At 57.2% G+C, this 18,413-nt stretch carries 10 protein-coding genes and 1 tRNA gene; 3 read left to right on the forward strand and 8 right to left on the reverse strand.

The window, feature by feature from the left end; translation table 11 throughout:
* The 8 genes from OB87_RS07675 to orn all read right to left on the reverse strand — a co-directional run.
* Positions 1-4,755: DUF4347 domain-containing protein (locus OB87_RS07675; protein ID WP_050515672.1), on the reverse strand; the 4,755-nt coding region annotated here is incomplete at its 3' end.
* A 250-nt stretch (positions 4,756-5,005) separates the two neighbouring features.
* Positions 5,006-5,938 carry a phage tail protein gene (locus OB87_RS07680; RefSeq protein WP_033568865.1) on the reverse strand — a complete coding sequence of 311 codons (933 nt, stop codon included), beginning with the start codon at positions 5,936-5,938 and terminating at the stop codon, positions 5,006-5,008.
* A 392-nt stretch (positions 5,939-6,330) separates the two neighbouring features.
* On the reverse strand, positions 6,331-7,263 hold the full coding sequence (locus OB87_RS07685) for a phage tail protein (RefSeq protein ID WP_033568866.1): 933 nt from the start codon (positions 7,261-7,263) through the stop codon (positions 6,331-6,333).
* A 270-nt stretch (positions 7,264-7,533) separates the two neighbouring features.
* Positions 7,534-9,639, reverse strand: a complete 2,106-nt coding sequence (locus OB87_RS07690) for a site-2 protease family protein (RefSeq protein WP_033568867.1) — start codon at positions 9,637-9,639, stop codon at positions 7,534-7,536.
* Complete coding sequence (locus OB87_RS07695; protein WP_033568868.1) at positions 9,636-10,955, reverse strand: efflux RND transporter periplasmic adaptor subunit; 1,320 nt, start codon at positions 10,953-10,955, stop codon at positions 9,636-9,638. The genes OB87_RS07690 and OB87_RS07695 overlap by 4 nt, the downstream gene beginning before the upstream one ends.
* Positions 10,952-11,746, reverse strand: coding sequence for an efflux RND transporter periplasmic adaptor subunit (locus tag OB87_RS07700; RefSeq protein WP_033568869.1), 795 nt, complete (start codon positions 11,744-11,746; stop codon positions 10,952-10,954). The genes OB87_RS07695 and OB87_RS07700 overlap by 4 nt, the downstream gene beginning before the upstream one ends.
* Before the next feature lie 295 nt (positions 11,747-12,041).
* Positions 12,042-12,117, reverse strand: a tRNA-Gly gene (locus OB87_RS07705).
* Positions 12,118-12,297: 180 nt separating this feature from the next.
* Positions 12,298-12,840, reverse strand: a complete 543-nt coding sequence (orn, locus tag OB87_RS07710; RefSeq protein ID WP_033568870.1) for an oligoribonuclease — start codon at positions 12,838-12,840, stop codon at positions 12,298-12,300.
* Positions 12,841-12,981: 141 nt separating this feature from the next.
* Here orn and rsgA point away from each other — a divergent pair, with 141 nt between their 5' ends.
* From rsgA to mscM, 3 genes are all read left to right on the forward strand, one after another.
* A complete protein-coding gene (gene rsgA / locus OB87_RS07715) occupies positions 12,982-14,031 on the forward strand; it encodes a small ribosomal subunit biogenesis GTPase RsgA (RefSeq protein WP_033568871.1) in 1,050 nt (349 codons plus the stop codon).
* 71 nt (positions 14,032-14,102) lie between these two features.
* The gene (asd, locus tag OB87_RS07720) at positions 14,103-15,014 is read left to right on the forward strand and encodes an archaetidylserine decarboxylase (RefSeq protein ID WP_033568872.1); all 912 of its coding nucleotides are present in this window, start codon (positions 14,103-14,105) and stop codon (positions 15,012-15,014) included.
* A gap of 29 nt (positions 15,015-15,043) precedes the next feature.
* Positions 15,044-18,367 carry a miniconductance mechanosensitive channel MscM gene (mscM, locus tag OB87_RS07725; RefSeq protein WP_033568873.1) on the forward strand — a complete coding sequence of 1,108 codons (3,324 nt, stop codon included), beginning with the start codon at positions 15,044-15,046 and terminating at the stop codon, positions 18,365-18,367.
* Positions 18,368-18,413 lie beyond the last annotated feature (46 nt).

Here is an 18,413-nt window from a genome sequence, read left to right on the forward strand (position 1 = left end):
CGGCAGAGGTGAACCATCGGACTGCGTTGCGCTCAACGTTAACGTGTCGCCGGTATCCGGGTCGGTAAAGGTGCCAGCCGGTACGGTAAAACTGAAACTGCCGTTTTGCGCGACGCTCTGGTCAGCCACCGGTACGGAAACGACCGGCGGAAGATTGCTGTTGTTCACCGTCAGCCCGAAGGTGGTGCTGACCGAAGCATTGCTGCTGTCGGTCGCGGTGACCCGAATGGTCAGGTTGCCGACATCGCCACTGCCCGGCGTGCCCGAAAACGTGCGGGTCGACGGGTTGAAAGCCAGCCAGCTCGGCAGCGGTGAACCATCGGACTGCGTTGCGCTCAGCGTCAGCGTGTCACCGCTGTCTACATCCACAAACGTGCCGCCTGGCACCGTGAAGCTGAACGCTGCATCTTTCGTCGCGCTTTGACCACCGACAGTGCTGCCCACAGTGGGTGCATCATTGACACTACTCACCGTCAGCGAGGCCTGCGCACTGTTGGTGGAGAACGCGCTGCTACCGCCGGTTGTCGAGGTATCCGCCAATCCTTTGGTTGCACCACTTGTTGCCGTTCCGCTGGTCTGATCCCAGGCTCTGAAACTGAAGGTAGCGGTTTCGCCGTTAGCGCTGTCTGGCATGTAGCGAATTTGTGCCGTCGCACTGAGCAGCAGCGCCGACGAGCTGGATACCGTGCCAACGCTAAACCAGTTGGCCCCGCTGTCCGTCGAGTACTGCCACGTCCCGTTGCCGGTCAGTGCCGTCAGCGCAATACCGCTCACAGCACCACTGTCCACATCGGCGTAACCGGCAGAACTCAGCAACGACGACACCGCCGTGGACGACGACGCAACGTCTTCCGTCGTGGTGGTCAACGTCACCGTCGTGCCACTGGATAAGGTCGGCGCATCGTTCACACTACTCACCGTCAGCGAGGCCTGTGCACTGTTGGTGGAGAACGCGCTGCTGCCGCCAGTCGTCGAGGTATCCGCCAGCCCTTTGGTTGCACCGTTTGTTGCCGTACCGCTGGTCTGATCCCAGGCTCTGAAACTGAAGGTGGCGGTTTCGCTATTGGCGCTGTCTGGCATGTAGCGAATTTGTGCCGTCGCACTGAGCAACAGCGCCGACGAGCTGGATACCGTGCCGACGTTAAACCAGTTGGCCCCGCTGTCCGTCGAGTATTGCCACGTTCCGTTGCCGGTCAGCGCCGTCAGCGCAATACCGCTCACAGCACCACTGTCCACATCCGCGTAACCGGCAGAACTCAGCAACGACGACACCGCCGTGGACGATGACGCGACATCTTCCGTCGTGGTGGTCAACGTCACCGTCGAGCCACTGGATAAGGTCGGCGCATCGTTGACGTCGCTCACCGCCAGTGACGCTTGCGCACTGTTGGTGGAGAACGCGCTGCTGCCGCCAGTCGTCGAGGTATCCGCCAGCCCTTTGGTTGCACCGCTGGTTGCCGTTCCGCTGGTCTGATCCCAGGCTCTGAAACTGAAGGTAGCGGTTTCGCCGTTAGCGCTGTCCGGCACGTAGCGGACTCGTGCCGTCGAACTGAGCAGCAACGCCGACGAGCTGGATACCGTGCCGACGCTAAACCAGTTAGCCCCGCTGTCCGTCGAGTATTGCCACGTTCCGTTGCCGGTCAGCGCCGTCAGCGCAATACCGCTCACAGCACCACTGTCCACATCCGCGTAACCAGCAGAACTCAGCAACGACGACACCGTGGTGGCAGAAGATGTGACATCTTCCGTCGTGGAGGTCAGCGTAACCGTGGCACCGCTGGACAAGGTTGGCGCATCGTTGACCGGCGTAATGGAAAGCACCGCCTGATTAGTGCCAGCACTATTTAACGAACCGTCGTTAAACGTCCAGCTCAGGGTGACACTGCTCGGCGGGCTGTCGGAACTGTTGGTATAGGTGATGGACTGCAAGACAGCATCGACGATGGCCGAGGTGGCGTTACTGTTGAACGTCAGCGCCAGCGTACCGCTCGAATTGGTGGTGACGCTGCCCACCGTCGTACCGTTGTAGGTGAAGTTTTGCCCTTGCGTCAGTGTTCCCAGTAGCCCGCTATTACCAAAAACATCGTTACTGCTGGCCCCACCGTTGCGGGCGATGGTTATCGACGCGCCGTTATAGTTACCAAGCCCGCTATTCAACGCATCCAGCTCGGTATCCGCAACAGTAACATTGCTGTCTATCACCACCGCGCTGCCGTTTTCGGTGTAGGTGGCTCCGCCGTTCAGGTTGCTGAATACCGGTGCGGTGTTGGAGGTCGAGGTGAGCGACGAACTGTTGACCGCCGTCAGGCTACCTGACGTGGCGCGCAGCGCCAGCGTATTGGTACTGCCGCTGTTGGTGTACTGGATGATAAGACCGGTGTAGGTGGCAATGCCGCCGGACGGTGTTAGCGTCACCGTAGTACTGCTGGCGTCCTGATCACCGGAGGTGACCGACAGGCTGTTGACGGTGCCATCAACCGTCCCATCATTAGGATCGGTGACCGACAATACAATATTGGTGGTGTAATCCTGGTCCACCATGCCGTTGGCATCGACCGCCTGCACTACCGGTACAGTGCTGAAACCAGTACTTTGCCCATCCTGAATAGTGACAGGCACCGGCTGGGTGGAAAACACCAACGTCGTCGCCACCACATCGGGATTGATCGATGCTGAAGTCGCACTAACCAGACTGCCGGACGCCGCCGTCAGCGTAAAATTGGCGTCGGCGTCGCTGGCTGAGGTGTACCTCACGCCGCTGAAGGTGGCAGTACCGTTCGAGGCGGTCACTGAGGTTGTTCCGGTCAACGAGCCGCTGCCATTTTCGCTCAGGGTAACGGTGCCGCTGAAATCGGTATCGATATTGCCACTATCGTCAACGGCAATCAGCACTGGCTGGGTGGTGAAGTTAATGCCACTGACCACTGAAGTGGACGGCGATTGGCTATAAATCAGTTTGGTTGCAGCCACATCAATGCTGGCACCGCTGCCGTTGGTGACACTGGACTGCCCGCTAGTAAAGGTGGAACTACCCGACCCGGTGGTCACATTACTGGCATTGATGGACAGTATCACCGTGTGGTGATCAGTAATGTCGTTACTGCTGGTGTTATCGCTGTAATACGCCTTAATGGTGTAAGTTTCATTGCCACCGTCAGCAATCGATAAGCTTAGCCCGGAAAAGGTAACTCTGCCCGTACTACTGTCGTATGTACCAACGACGTTGGTGGCATCCGGGCCACTAAGCAGGAAGGTCATCTTACTCAATTCTGATGATGTCGCCGTACCACTGACGTTCGCGTATAACGAGCTGACGGTAGTGGCGACGCCATCCGATGCCCCCGTATCCGTAATCGTGAAATCCATCAGCGACGTCGCGCTGCCCGCTGATGTAGCGGTGGTAGAAAATGTGGTCGCCTCACTGGCAGCACCAGCGGTTAGCGTAGAGGTAGTGTCTTTTGACGTGATGGCCCGGACATCATTGATCACCAGATCCTGCATTCCGAACGAAGGAATCGATGAACCATTGTTGGTTTTAATCGTCACAGAAATGACATCGTTAATCGCGGTTTGACCATTACTGAATGAGAAACTTGAAATGGTCTGCTCACCATCTTGTGTAGCAAGAAACGATGCTGTAGCCGTCGAATTATCTGCATACGTCACGGTGATCGTAACGGTAGGTGCGCTTTCACCGCCCGACTGCGAATCAGCATAATATTTGAACGAATTAATATCGAATGTATAGCCTGTCGCAGAGATCGTAATCTTCGTCTGATTATTGGCACTATCAGAGCTATAAAGGTAGTCAGTACCAGAAAATGTCGCGTTACCAAAGGGGTCGACAGAAGTAAAAGTGATCGTCGCACCGCTCACCTGGCGCGTGAATACAGCCGATGTATAACTAAATTCACTTTCATGACCTGTATCACCAAAGGTCAGCGTATCCAGCAAATAATCATAATTGCTGAACGACAAACCATGGCTATCGATGATGCCATCTTTGTTAACAGCCTCTAGCGTCCAGTTACCGCCAAGCGTTGATGCCCCAGTCGCATCCGTCGACGCAGCCACATCGGCACCCGTTAAGTCGGCTACTTCAGTAAGAAACGCCGCGCCCGTATTGCTTGCCACATCACACCCGTACAGCAACAGATCCCCGTCCTCCGTCAGTGCCGAGCCCAATACAGCCAAATCAGCAGCTCGTGACGCCGCCGTCGTCGCGTTTAACGTCAACGTTCCCAGCGAAACCTGCCCTTCACTGCCATGGCTAATGATATGGATCGCATCATAGCCGCTGTGTGTTTGCGCCCATTCCGCCATCTGTGTCAGGCCGTCTTTACTGCTGTCCAGCAAGACCACTTCTGTTCCGGCAGGCACCTGATTGACCAACGTTTGGTAATCAGCCACTGACGTGTCAACAAACACCACTTCTTTATGGGTAGTTTCACCGACGACCGCCACAGCCTCGCTGCTATCAGAGGTTGTGCTCTGTGTACTGGTCCCTGAGGACGACGAATCGGTGTGGTCGGTAGTACCATCGGCATGGCTACCGTCAGTCTGAGTGGCCGTTTCGGCCGAAGCTGTTTGCGTGGTCGTGGCTTGAGTTTCTGCGGTTTGATCGACCGTGGCGGCAATCGCCCCATCAAACAACATGCGGGCTTCCAGCGCATACCCCAACGGTATCTCGGAAACCGATGCAACAGAGCAGGCAGGATGGTTGCCTTTCTTACGGAACAGATGACGCCATAACATAGAAGTACCCCGAAACCTCAAATTGCTGTCCACAAAGATGCAATTAAGCGACCTAACCGTTTGAAAAAAATGAATAATGGTTTTTTATTATGAGCAACTATTTCAAATTACAAGCAAGGTTGAATTTATGTCATTATTTTGTAAATTTACAGTTATTTTTACATTTTGTGCTGTTTTCTGTGTTGTGATATCAACACGTTTTTGCCTGCCCTGAAGGGAGGCATAACGCCCCCTTTCATTGAGCATCGCGTCAAGGACGAGGCGGGTAATACCCTTTTACTGCAATACAGGCGGTCATCACTAACGACGGGTCGCGCACCGGTACTGATACCGCTACTGGCACCGTTACCGGAGCAGGAGCCGTTACATTCGCCCCCACCGTGATCGCACCCGTTACCGGCAGGCTGATAGTGCCCGATGCCGTTCCTGACAACTGGCCGCCGCTCGCAGTACCACTCACCGTGCCGCTCGCCGTGCCAGTCACGCTACCGTCCGACCCTACCTGACGATCGTTAGTGCCGGAAGGCGCGTAAATCTGGGCGGAAGGCCCGCCGACGGAGGTCAACAGCGCTTTATCCGTGAGGCTCACGCTTCTGCCGGTGGTGGTGGACGAACCAATTTTGGCGATACCCGTGACACCCAGGCTGGCTACCGCACTGAAAGGCAGGTTGGTAATACTGCCGGACAGCGATGTCAGGGAAACCGCGCCGCTGGCCACCGGCGTCGTACCCGAGACGCCGTTCAGCGTTAAGGTTGCGGGGTGAGTATGCGGTGGAACCTGTGAGGCGGTGAGCGTCACCGAGCCGGTGCCGACAACGTTTGAGACTTCCTGCCCAATCTTCTGACCCGGATTAGTGTTATACGTCGGGGAAGAGCCATTCAGCGGGCCCGCGCCTATCGCCGTCCTCCCCCGCAAATCGGGCAGAACAAAGGTAGTGCCCGGCGTACCACCATAGAGGTTGCCAATCACCGCATAGAGTGCCTGATACTGAGAGACGTTCAGCGTTTGACCGTATGCAGGCAAATAATCATTAGCGGGGCAGTATGTCCCTGCCATATAACACACGCTGCCAATGTAATCGCCGTCAGCGGAACAGGCAGCAGCGGTCTGTGGTAGCAATACCCCAGCGCTTAGCGCAATAGCGATGGCTGATTTAACGAACAGATGTTGGACACGCTTCATACATCCCTCTCCTAAGACTGATGCCGCTTCACCGCGCGATAGAAGGCACCAGATAGTTGTCATCATGCTGTGTGACCCCAAAGGTAGGGGCTCTCAGATTTTTATGAGATAGAACGAAACAGAGCGGAAACACATTGAATCACAGTCAAAACATAGCCCAGCCAGGGCAAACGCGCCGTGTTAATTCAGAAATATTTATTAATATTATGACGGTGGATATATAAATATTTTTACTTAATTATGCAGCGTCTTACAAAGGCATCACCTCGCAAGGTCTGCATCGGATTACGCTTGTTTTGCTCCGCTCCCACCGTCATACCCTCAACCCAATGCCGGATATTGGCCTGTTGGGCGACAAGGTTCCCCTCGCCGCCCTTGTACTCACAGCCGCCTCAAGGACGGGTCGGATAAATACCCTGCACAGCAATACAGGCGGTCATCACTAACGACGGGTCGCGCACCGGTACTGATACCGCTACTGGCACCGTTACCGGAGCAGGAGCCGTTACATTCGCCCCCACCGTGACCGCCCCCGTTACCGGCAGGCTGATAGTGCCCGACGCCGTTCCTGACAACTGGCCGCCGCTCGCAGTACCACTCACCGTGCCGCTCGCCGTGCCAGTCACGCTACCGTCCGGCCCTACCTGACGATCGTTAGTGCCGGAAGGCGCGTAAATCTGGGCAGAAGGCCCGCCGACGGAGGTCAACAGCGCTTTATCCGTGAGGCTCACGCTTCTGCCGGTGGTGGTGGACGAACCAATTTTGGCGATACCCGTGACACCCAGGCTGGCTACCGCACTGAAAGGCAGGTTGGTAATACTACCGGACAGCGATGTCAGGGAAACCGCGCCGCTGGCCACCGGCGTCGTACCCGAGACGCCGTTCAGCGTTAAGGTTGCGGGGTGAGTATGCGGTGGAACCTGTGAGGCGGTGAGCGTCACCGAGCCGGTGCCGACAACGTTTGAGACTTCCTGCCCAATCTTCTGACCCGGAATAGGGTTATACGTCGGGGAAGAACCATTAAGCGGGCCCGCGCCTATCGCCGTCCTCCCCCGCAAATCGGGCAACATAAAGTTGGTGGACGCATTACCCCCATAAAGGGTGCCAATCACCGCATAAAGCGCCTGATACTGGGATATGTTCAGTGTTCGGCCATCTGCGGGCAAATAATAATCTGCCGGGCAATAAGTACCGGCCATATAACAAATGCCGCCGATATATGGGCTGTCGGCAGAACACCCCGCCACCGCTTGCGGCAGAAATACGCCGCCACTCAATACGACGGCAATCGCGGATTTGACGAGCACACGCTGGACACGCTTCATATTTCTCTCCTTAGACCGATACTGCTTCACCGCGAGATGAAGAGCATCAGATTGTTGTCATCATGCTGTGTGACCCCAGAGGATGGGGCATATCAGGCTGTCATGAGATAAAAACGAGGTAGAGTGGAAACACATTGAAACATAGTAAAAACATAGTCCAGCGAGGGAAATTTGCGCACTTATTAAAAAATACTTCTTGATATTATCGAGAGAAACAGATGAGTGAAATTTATGCAGCACATGCGTTTATTCATGTCGATGCGCTCCCCGTCAAAACCCGCTTTCCCGAATGCCCAGCGCCGCGACCCGACGCCATACCGCGCCGAGGATGGACTCTTTCTCTCCTTCAAGAATCACGCTGCCTCGTAGCGGCTGTTGCGGCGGCAAAAAATGTGCATCTTGCACCATGAACCGGACGCCGTACTGCGCTTGTACTGGTTGAGGATTATGATCCCTGTCCCGGCGCACGGCGATGGGGCCGTGGCGGTCGGACGCCAGCATCTCTTGCTGTAACCAGGCTACGCCAGTCGGTGCGATGTCTTTCAACTGCACCGCCAGATGGGGATAAGCCGGGTCATCGGCGATAAAATCACCGGTCATGCCCACCTGTGCCCGCTTCAGTGTGTCTTCGGGTAAATACCCCTGCACTTTTCCACGCCCTTGCTCGACAACGCGTAACAACGGCATGTCGGTAGTCAGCCAGCGGCCTGCGGTCATGTCCCGCGCGATATCTCTGACAGCTCCCGCTTGCGGTGCCGTGATCGACAACCGCTGGCGCTGCGCATCCAGCCCACGATAACGCGCCAGCGATTCGGCCAATTGCCTGTCAAGCACCTGGGTTTCGCTGGCGGTTTCCTGACGCCCGGCCCCCCGCTGCCGTTTTTGCTGCAACACCGCAATCTGTTGGCGTTCGATATTGATGCGGTAGTCCAGATCGGATGAGGTCAATTCCAGCAATACCTCACCGGCTTTCACCGGCTGACCGTCCGTGACATGTAAGGCTTTTACCTGTGCGGCAATAGGCGCGTAAAGCACACTGACGTTTTCAGCCTCCAATACCGCCGGAATACGAACGCTGCCGCGCCAGGGGAACAGCAGAAACAACAGTACAGCCGCTAAAATCAGCCCCGAACGCCACAGGCTGACAGGATGAGCAGTTTTACGCATGGACCACCAGATATGTGCTTCCTTAACGATGGGAAGCGCGATAAACCAACCAATTTCCACCAGCATCAGGGCGATGCCGACCACCTTGATAAAAAAGTGATACACCACCAGGGCGATGCCGAAAAACAGGAAGAAGCGCCAGACCCACGAGGCGTATCCCCACATCAAGAGTTTGCGTTGCATCGCGGGTGACCAGGTACTGGGTGCCGGGCTGCCGTAGCCAAACAACGCCTCGCGCAGCCGCCAGCGGCACAGAGCATAGGCGCGTTCTTGCAGGTTCTCCACCCGCCAAAAATCGCTTAACAGAAAGTACCCGTCAAAACGCATCAACGGGTTAAGGTTAACCGCCAGCGTGGTTACCCAGGTTACGCTGGACAGCATAAAAGCGGCGGTACGTATCGGGCCATCAGGCAGTAGCGACCACGCCAGCAGAGCGACGCAGGCCAGCATCAACTCCGCCAGAATACCACCTGCGCTTATCAGTAACCGGGCGCGGTGATCCCGGAGCTTCCAGGCATCACTCACATCGGTATAGAACAGCGGAAACAGCACGATAAACGCCACCCCCATGGTTTGCACCCGGCAGCCAGCACGTTTGGCCATAAAGGCGTGCCCCAGTTCATGGATGAACTTGGCCCCCACCAACGCCACACCAAAGGCAGCCATCCCTTGCAGGCTAAACAGGTGAGGAAACGCGTGGATATACCGCACCCAGTCTCGGCTGACTAAAAATCCGCCCAGCAGCATGAGCGGCAACACAATCCGCACAAACGGCTGGCCGTAACGTTGTAGCCAGGGCCAGCAACGACTCAGTAGCGGGTCTGGACGCCATAATGGAATACGGAAAAACAGATATTGATGCAGCAGGGTTTTCCACACACTGATACGCCGTGCCGCAGCCTTAATGGCATAACCTTGCCGTTGCTGCGGGTCACTGGCGGCAATCAAGTCGTGATTACGCAGAAACCGCAACAGTTGTTCCAGTTCTTTCTCCTGCAAGGGTAAACCAGGCTCGCGGTTGGCCGCCTCAAGCACCCAGCGAGGGTGGCGCAGCGACCAGTGCCGTAACAGACGGATAGCCGACGGTGTCAGCTTGAAGTAGCGCCCGGTGACCGGGTCGGCCAGCACCCACTGCGGTGCGCCGTCCAAACCGGTGGCGGACTCCACCAGTTGCAGGTCGGTTCTCAGTTCGGGCAGAAAATCACTCATAGTCCTACCGACTGACGTAACGCGGCGAGCGGTCGCCGGAACAGATACACCGCCAGCGGCACATACTCGCCGGAAACTTTGGCGGTGCCGCGTAGCCCGATGCGCGGCGGCTCGCCGGTAAAACGCGCATCCAGCCGGTAGGCCAGATTGCCCGCCGGGGTCTGTTCCGACTCGTAAGCGATGCGATCCAGCAATGCGCCGTGCGGCGTCACCGGATCACTATCGAGAAACAGGGTGATCGGCGCATCCGGCGACAGCCGAATGACATCACCGACATCCAGTTCGATGCGCAGCGATACCGATGCCGGATCGGCTAATTCCATCAGGCGTTCCCCGGTGCGAACCGGCTTACCGGTCCAGCGTTCGGCATCCGCAAACACCGCAACGCCATCGCGCTCGGCTCGGATTTCAGCGCGGCCCAGCAAGGCATTGGCATAGTCACGCTCAGCGCGCTTTTGTGCCACCTGTGCGGCCAGAAAATCCAGCTTCGCCTTGGAGTCGGCATCCTGAAAAGCCCGCTGTGAATTGGCCCGGTACTCAGCCTCCGCCACATTCAATGCCCGTTCCGCCACATCCGCCTGCGCTTTCAGGGTGGTATCGTCAAAGCGCACCAACAGGTCACCTTTGTGCACACTCTGGTTCGGTTGAACAGCAAACGACTGAATCACGCCATCCAATGGTGCGGCCACCACGCGCCCATTGAACGGGATAACCTCTGCCGGAGCCAACACCGACTGGCGCACCGGGATGAACAAACACCCGACGATCAACAAGCAGGGAATAGCCAGTTTCCACCGCCAGCGGGTACGCCGCCAGATAGGTTGCGGCTCCAGCGCCAGCCAGGCATGGCTAAACGCATGAGCCAGTTGTTCCGCCAGCAATTGCTCGGCATTCTGCCAGGCCTGCTCGCGGGCATACCAGATGCCGCCGAACGTGCTCCCCTGACGATCTTTTAGCGGCACCCACAGCACTTCGGGTGCCGATAACGTCAGCCAGTCATTACGACTTTGTTGATCCAGTGACGCGGCGGCCACCACCGCACACTGCTCATGCTGCTGAGCCTTCTGCAACTGCGCGCTGGCTCGTTCGATAAACGCGACAAAGGGCGCATGTGGCGAAGGCTGTGTGACGCCAGTCACCGCCCGAACTGTACCGTTGATCACCAGCGCCGCATGGCGAAACCCAAACAACGCCTGACTGTCGTTGACGATGCAATAAGCCAGCGCTTCGGTCGTGTTCGCCGAGCGCGCCTGACGTTCAATGTCCAAAAAGCGGGCGAAGATACGCTCGCCAGAAACAGGGGGCGTATTACTCACGGTTTCTCCGAAAAATGCGCTGTGCCGCTCATTCCTGCCATCAACGCCGTGTCTTTGGTTTCAATGGTGCCCGTCAGGCTAAGGGTCTGGCTGCTTTCATCGATACGCGCCCCCAGTCTGGATACGCGGGCCTGCAACGGCGTACCGGTTTCATCGGGTGTAAACGTAAAGGCCAACCCTGGTTTCAACATCGACAACCAGCGGGATGGCACCAGCAGACTAATCTCCAGATGACGATTATTGACGATATCCAGCAGCGGCGCGCCCGGCGCGATGCTTTCATACGCCTGAGCACGTCGTTTAACCACCTGACCGTCGAACGGGGCCAGAATACGGCAACGATTTACCTGAATCTGGTAAACCTGGCTTTCTGCTTGCGATTGCGCCAGACGCGCAGCAGACAAGGATACCGCGTGCTTTCCTACCGACTTCAGTTGCGCCAGTTGCTGGTTCTGGTTCAGTTCTGCTTCCGCCGCCCGCATCGCCGCTTGAGATGCCGCCAGTTGCGCCTGATAGATGGCACAGTCAAACCGCGCCAGCAGGTCGCCTTTTTTGAATGACTCCCCTTCCCTGAACGGCATTTCCACAATGCGCCCGGCCAGATCACTGGAAATCGTCGCCTGATCCACCGCTACCAGCATCCCACGCGCCTGATTGTCTGCCGAAGCGACCGTCGCAGGGGGGGAGGGGTTAATCAATAACGGGTCATCAGCCTGCGCGTGAGAAACCGAGACGCAAAACGCCATCAGTCCCAAGGTCCGACGAAAAATGGGGCGATTGAAGTTGTTCACACTAACCTGCCTTGATTCCGCGAAGGTGTGTGCCAATCAGAAGGCATCAAGAGCAAGCTCCTGAATTTTCACCGATTAGCCATAGTTATTCTGGCAAGTATAGTCAATCAGCAGAAACGAGAATGCGATGAGAGGTAGAACCCGGTGATGAATTTGCTGAGAGGATCAACAACGACCTAATAGCCAGACGACAGGGCACAAGCAATATGATTAGCGAGCACCAAACAGCAGAAACAAAAAAACCACCTTTCGGTGGCTTTTTCATCATGCAGATATTCATCTGCACAACAGAATTTGGAGCGGGAAACGAGACTCGAACTCGCGACCCCGACCTTGGCAAGGTCGTGCTCTACCAACTGAGCTATTCCCGCTTGGGTGAGTCATAACGCGGCATGGTGTGCTGTCGTTACGTGGGGCGCATTATACGAAAAACGTTTTTTCCCGCAACCCCCTTGACGAAAAATGTCGTTCAAGTGCCGACAAAATCACCAACAGGTTGAAAATGCCCACAGAGCCGGGCGATTTTCCTGGTTTCCTCGTGGAGGATACCGTTACAACTGGATAAAGTGCTCGCGGTAGTAAGCCAGTTCCGCTACCGACTCGCGGATATCATCCAGCGCCTGATGGGTGTTACGCTTTTTGAATCCGGCCAGCATCTCCGGCTTCCAGCGGCGTGCCAGTTCCTTGAGCGTGCTGACGTCCAGATAGCGATAGTGGAAGTAAGCTTCCAGTTCCGGCATGTAACGGAACAGAAAACGGCGATCCTGCCCGATGCTGTTGCCACAAATCGGCGATTTGCCCGCGGGCACCCACTGTTGCAGGAATGCGATGGTTTCCCGCTCTGCGGCACCTTCGTCGAAGGCGCTGGCTTTGACCCGATCCACCAGCCCGCTGCCGGTGTGGGTACGCACGTTCCAGTCATCCATCAATGCCAGTTGGCTGTCCGGCTGATGCACCGCCAGCGTCGGGCCTTCCGCCAGTACGTTCAGGTTGGCATCGGTCACCAGTGTTGCGATCTCGATGATCCGGTCCCGCTCAGGATCCAGCCCCGTCATTTCCAAATCGATCCAGATCAGGTTGTTTTCATTTACCATCGTCGCCTTTCCCGTGTCACCGTTGCTATGAACGTTTCACCGACAGCAAGCCCGCTGGCGGCGGTTAATTAAAATAAAATAGCGTGTATTATAGTCGCTTCCATCGCCACCGGCGATAAGCACCGAAACAAGAGAGACTGCGTGAGTAAAAAGAAACTGTCAAAAGGTCAGCAACGGCGGGTCAGCGCCAACCATCAGCGCCGCCTGAAACATGCCGACAGCAAGGTCGAGTGGGATGACAGCCAACTGAGCGAACCGCAGGAAGGTGTCATTATCAGTCGTTTCGGTATGCACGCCGATGTGGAAGCACCGAATGGCGAACTGCACCGCTGTAACATTCGCCGCACCATCCACTCGCTGGTTACTGGCGATCGGGTCGTGTGGCGCGCCGGTAACGAAACGCTGGCGGGCATCAGTGGTATTGTCGAAGCGGTGCATCCACGCCAGTCGGTATTGACCCGACCGGATTACTATGACGGTCTAAAACCTATCGCTGCCAACATCGATCAGATTGTGATTGTCTCCGCCATTTTGCCGGAGTTGTCGCTCAATATTATCGATCGTTATCTGGTGGCTTGCGAAACGCTGGAAATCGAGCCGCTGATCGTGCTCAACAAAATCGACCTGCTGGATGACGAAGGCCGGGCGTTTGTAGAAGAGGTGATGGATATCTATCGCGCGCTGCACTACCGGGTACTGATGATGTCCAGCCACACCCAGCAGGGCGTCGCCGAGCTGGAAGCCGCACTGACCGGCCGCATCAGTATCTTTGCCGGGCAGTCGGGTGTCGGCAAATCGAGCCTGCTCAACGCGCTGCTCTACCCTGACGAGGCCCAAATTCTGGTCAATGACGTATCCGACGCTTCCGGGCTGGGCCAGCACACCACCACCGCCGCTCGTCTGTACCACTTCCCGCACGGCGGCGATGTCATTGACTCGCCAGGTGTGCGCGAATTCGGGTTGTGGCATCTGGAGCCGGAACAGGTGACACGCGGTTTTATCGAATTCCGCGAATACCTGGGCAGTTGCAAATTCCGCGATTGTAAACACGATACCGACCCCGGCTGCGCCATCCGCGCCGCGCTGGAACGCGGGGAAATAGCACCGGAGCGTTTCGATAATTATCACCGTATCCTTGAGAGCATGGCGCAGGTAAAAACGCGTAAATCCTTTTCTGCTCCAGACAACTGACATTTATCGTATCCACCGCTACAATGCGCCCCTTTTTACGGCGTACCCTTAAAAAAACGACGAGGCTCACTGTGCTGGACAGAATCAAGATTGCTCTACAACATCTGCTCCCGAAGGTCTGGCTGACGCAACTGGCCGGTTGGGGAGCCGACCGTCAGGCGGGTCTGCTCACCAAACTGGTGATTGACCTGTTTGCCCGCATCTACAAAGTCAACATGCAGGAAGCGCAGCAACCGGATACCGCATCCTACCGCTCGTTCAACGACTTCTTTGTGCGCCCGCTGAAACCCGGCATCCGCCCGGTGGACCCGCTGCCAAACCGGTTAGTGTTTCCTGCCGATGGTGCTATTTCTCAGCTAGGCACCATTGATGATCTTCAGGTCTTGCAAGCCAAACAGCACAACTATTCGCTGGAAGCGCTGCTGGCCGGTAACGTCATTCTCGCCGACCTGTTTCGTGACGGTCTGTTTGTCACCACTTACCTTTCTCCGCGCGATTATCACCGCGTCCATATGCCGTGCGACGGTATTTTACGCGATATGATTTACGTGCCGGGCGACCTGTTTTCGGTCAATCCGCTGACCGCTGCCAACGTGCCCAATCTGTTTGCTCGCAACGAACGCGTAATCTGCCTGTTCGATACGCCGTTCGGTCCGATGGTGCAAATTCTGGTCGGCGCGACCATCGTCGGCAGCATCGAAACCGTCTGGGCCGGGGTAGTGACGCCGCCGCGCGAAGGCATCATCAAACGCTGGGCTTACCCGACGGAAGGCGAAGGCGCGGTCATTCTGGAAAAAGGTGACGAGATGGGCCGTTTCAAGCTGGGCTCCACGGTGATTAACCTGTTTGCGAAAGATCGGGTGCAATTGCTGCCCGGACTGGCCAGCCAGAGTGTCACCCGCATGGGTGAAGCCATGGCCGAAGCGCTGAATGAGGATACATTGGTGCGCATGAACGCCGCCAACGACAGCGACACCCCCTGACCCCATCAACCCGCCCGAGGAGGCCAGCCGTGCGTCTGATCCTGATTGTTCTGTTGGGATGCCTGTTATCAACCACGTCGCTGGCCGCTCAGTTGCCTGACGAAACGCAACTGAAGCAGGACCTGCAACAGGCCGAAGCCAATAAAAACACCCCGGCGCAGGCCGATATCGTCAAAGAGTTACAGTCGGCGTTGCGTCTGCTGGACGAACGCCGGGACACCCGCCAGCGTGCCGACCAGTACCAGCGTGCGATTGACGACTTCCCCAAACTGACCCGCGAACTGCGACAGCAGTTGGATGCCGAAAACGCCAAACCCGCCGCACCGCCGAAAGCGACATCGGTCAACGAGCTGGAACAACAGATTGTCCAGTTCAGCAGCCAATTGCTGGAACAAAGCCGCCAGTTGCAGCAGGAGCAGGACCGCCAGCGGGAAATCAGCGATTCGCTGGCCCAATTGCCGCAACAGCAAACCGAAGCCAACCGAGCACTGAGCGATGTCGAACGGCGTCTACAGGCGCTGGGCAACCCGACGACTGCGCTCGGGCAAGCTCAGTTAGCGGCATTGCAGGCCGAAGCGGCGCTACGCAAAAGCCGGGTAGAGGAACTGGAGCTGGCACAGCTTTCCGCCAGCAACCGTCAGGAACTGTCGCGCCTGCAAGCGGATGTCTACAAAAAGCGGCGCGACCGGCTGGACAATCAGTTACAGCTGTTGCGCAGCACACTGAACACCTTGCGTCAGCGTGAAGCGGAGCAGGCGCTGGAGCGCACCGAGCAACTGGCGGAACAGGAAGGCCAATTGCCCACAGCGGTCGCCAGCTTGTTGCAGACTAACCGCGAACTCTCCATGGCACTCAACCAGCAGGCGCAGCGCATGGACCAGATTGCCGCTCGTCAGCGCCAGACTGCCGCCCAAACGCTCCAGGTACGTCAGGCACTCAGCACGCTGCGTGAACAGGCGCAGTGGCTCGGCTCGTCGCCAGCGCTGGGGGAAACCCTGCGTGCACAGGTAGCGCGCCTACCGGAAATGCCCAAGCCGCAACAACTGGACGGCGACATGGCGCAACTGCGCGCCCAGCGTCTACATTATGAAGACCTGCTCAACAAACTGTCGGCAGCCAGTGAACCCGCCCGGCAGGACGACGGCACTCCACTCACCACCGCCCAGCAAAAGATCGTCACCGATCAGCAACGAACCCAGCGTGATCTACTGGGGTCGTTAATTTCCGGCTGTGATACCCAGATTCTGGAGTTAACCAAGTTGAAAGTCGCCAGCAGTCAGCTGGAGGACGCACTGACCGAGATCCGCGACGCGGCGCATCGCTATCTGTTCTGGGTTGCGGATGTTGACCCGATCGGTTTCGCCTACCCGCTCAATCTACTGCGCGACCTGTCACGCCTGTTGTCGTTGGATACCTTTACCCAACTTAGCGGCGCGATGCTGATGATGGCGACCAGCCAGAGCACGCTGCTGCCGCTGCTGGGCGCGTTGCTACTGGTCGGGCTCAGCATCAGCTCGCGTCGTCATTATCATGCGTTTCTGGAGCGCGCCAGCAGCCGGGTGGGTAAAGTCACCCTCGACTATTTTATGCTGACACTGCGTACCGTGTTCTGGTCGGTGATGGTGGCGATGCCGCTACCGGTGCTGTGGGCCGCGCTTGGTTATGGCCTGCAAAACGCCTGGCCTTACCCGGTAGCGGTAGCGATCGGCGACAGCGTGACCGCCACGGTGCCGCTGATGTGGGTAGTGATGGTCTGCGCCGCGTTTTCCCACCGTCAGGGGCTGTTCATCGTGCATTTCGGCTGGTCGCCGAAACAGGTGGCGCGCGCCATGCGCTATTACCGTCTGTCCATTGGTTTTATCGTGCCGCTGGTAATGGCGCTGATCACCTTTGATAATCTCAACGACCGGGAGTTTTCCAGCACGCTGGGGCGGTTGTGCTTTATTTTGCTGTGTATGGCGCTCAGTCTGGTGACCACCAGCCTGAAACGCGCCGGTATTCCGTTGTATCTGGATAAGGAAGGTTCTGGCGAAAATCCGGTAAACCGCGCGATGTGGAATCTGATGATTTGCATCCCACTGATTGCCGCGCTGACATCCTGTCTGGGCTACCTCACCACCTCGCAGGCGTTGCTGGCGCGGCTGGAAACCTCGGTCGCCATCTGGTTTTTCCTGCTGGTGATTTATCACATCATCCGCCGCTGGATGTGGATTCAGCGCCGCCGCATCGCCTTTGACCGCGCCAGACAGCGCCGGGCGGACATGCTGGCGCAACGCGCCCGCGGCGAAGAAGACACCACCCCGTCGTCGCACGAAGCTGGCGTCGATGTGGTGGAAGAACCGGTGGTGGATCTGGACGCCATCAGCGCCCGCTCGCTGAAACTGGTGCGCTCCATCCTGACGCTGATTGCGTTGGTGTCGGTGATTGCATTGTGGTCGGAAATCCATTCCGCTTTCGCCTTTATGGAGAATATCAGCCTGTGGGACGTTACCAGCACGGTGAAAGGCGTGGAGAGCGTGCAGCCGATCACCCTCGGGTCGGTGCTGATAGCCCTGCTGGTGTTTGTCATCACCGCACAACTGGTACGCAACCTGCCCGCGTTACTGGAGCTGGCGGTGCTACAGCATATCGAGCTGTCACCCGGCACTGGCTACGCCATTATCACCGTCAGCAAATACCTGCTGATGCTGGTGGGTGGGCTGATGGGGTTCTCACTGATCGGTATCGAATGGTCAAAATTGCAGTGGCTGGTGGCGGCACTCGGCGTGGGGCTGGGGTTCGGCTTACAGGAGATCTTCGCCAACTTCATCTCTGGCCTGATCATTCTGTTCGAAAAACCGATCCGCATCGGTGATACCGTCACCATCCGCGATCTGACTGGCAGCGTGATGCGCATCAATACCCGCGCTACCACGATTTCCGACTGGGATCGCAAAGAGATCATCGTGCCCAACAAGGCGTTTATCACCGAGCAGTTCATCAACTGGTCGCTGTCCGACTCGGTCACCCGCGTGGTGCTGACCATCCCGGCACCCGCCGACGCCAGTACGCAGGAGGTCACCACACTGCTGCTGGACGCGGTGAAGCGCTGCTCGCTGGTGCTGGATAACCCGCCGCCGGAAGTGTTTCTGGTGGATCTGCGTCAAGGCATCCAGATTTTTGAACTGCGTATCTTCGCCGCGGAAATGGGCCACCGGATGCCGCTGCGCCACGAACTGCACCAACTGATTCTGGAAAGCTACCGCGAACACCATCTGGTGATGCCGTTCCCGCCGTTCCAGGTACAAATGGATTCAGTGCAAATCGTCGGGCGCAACGCCGCCACCTCAACCCGCACCGCTGGCGGACTGTAGCCCCTCTGCAAAAAATAAAACCACGGTAAGCGATGGCTTCCGTGGT

This window comes from Dickeya undicola, from assembly GCF_000784735.1.
In the GTDB taxonomy this organism is placed as follows: Bacteria; Pseudomonadota; Gammaproteobacteria; order Enterobacterales; family Enterobacteriaceae; genus Dickeya; species Dickeya undicola.

What these genes read in the sequence shown, in the direction of transcription:
- OB87_RS07680 (WP_033568865.1), bottom strand. Translation starts at nt 5,938, where the DNA reads ATGAAGCGTGTCCAACATCTGTTCGTTAAATCAGCCATCGCTATTGCG.
- OB87_RS07685 (WP_033568866.1), bottom strand. Translation starts at nt 7,263, where the DNA reads ATGAAGCGTGTCCAGCGTGTGCTCGTCAAATCCGCGATTGCCGTCGTA.
- OB87_RS07690 (WP_033568867.1), bottom strand. Translation starts at nt 9,639, where the DNA reads ATGAGTGATTTTCTGCCCGAACTGAGAACCGACCTGCAACTGGTGGAG.
- orn (WP_033568870.1), bottom strand. Translation starts at nt 12,840, where the DNA reads ATGGTAAATGAAAACAACCTGATCTGGATCGATTTGGAAATGACGGGG.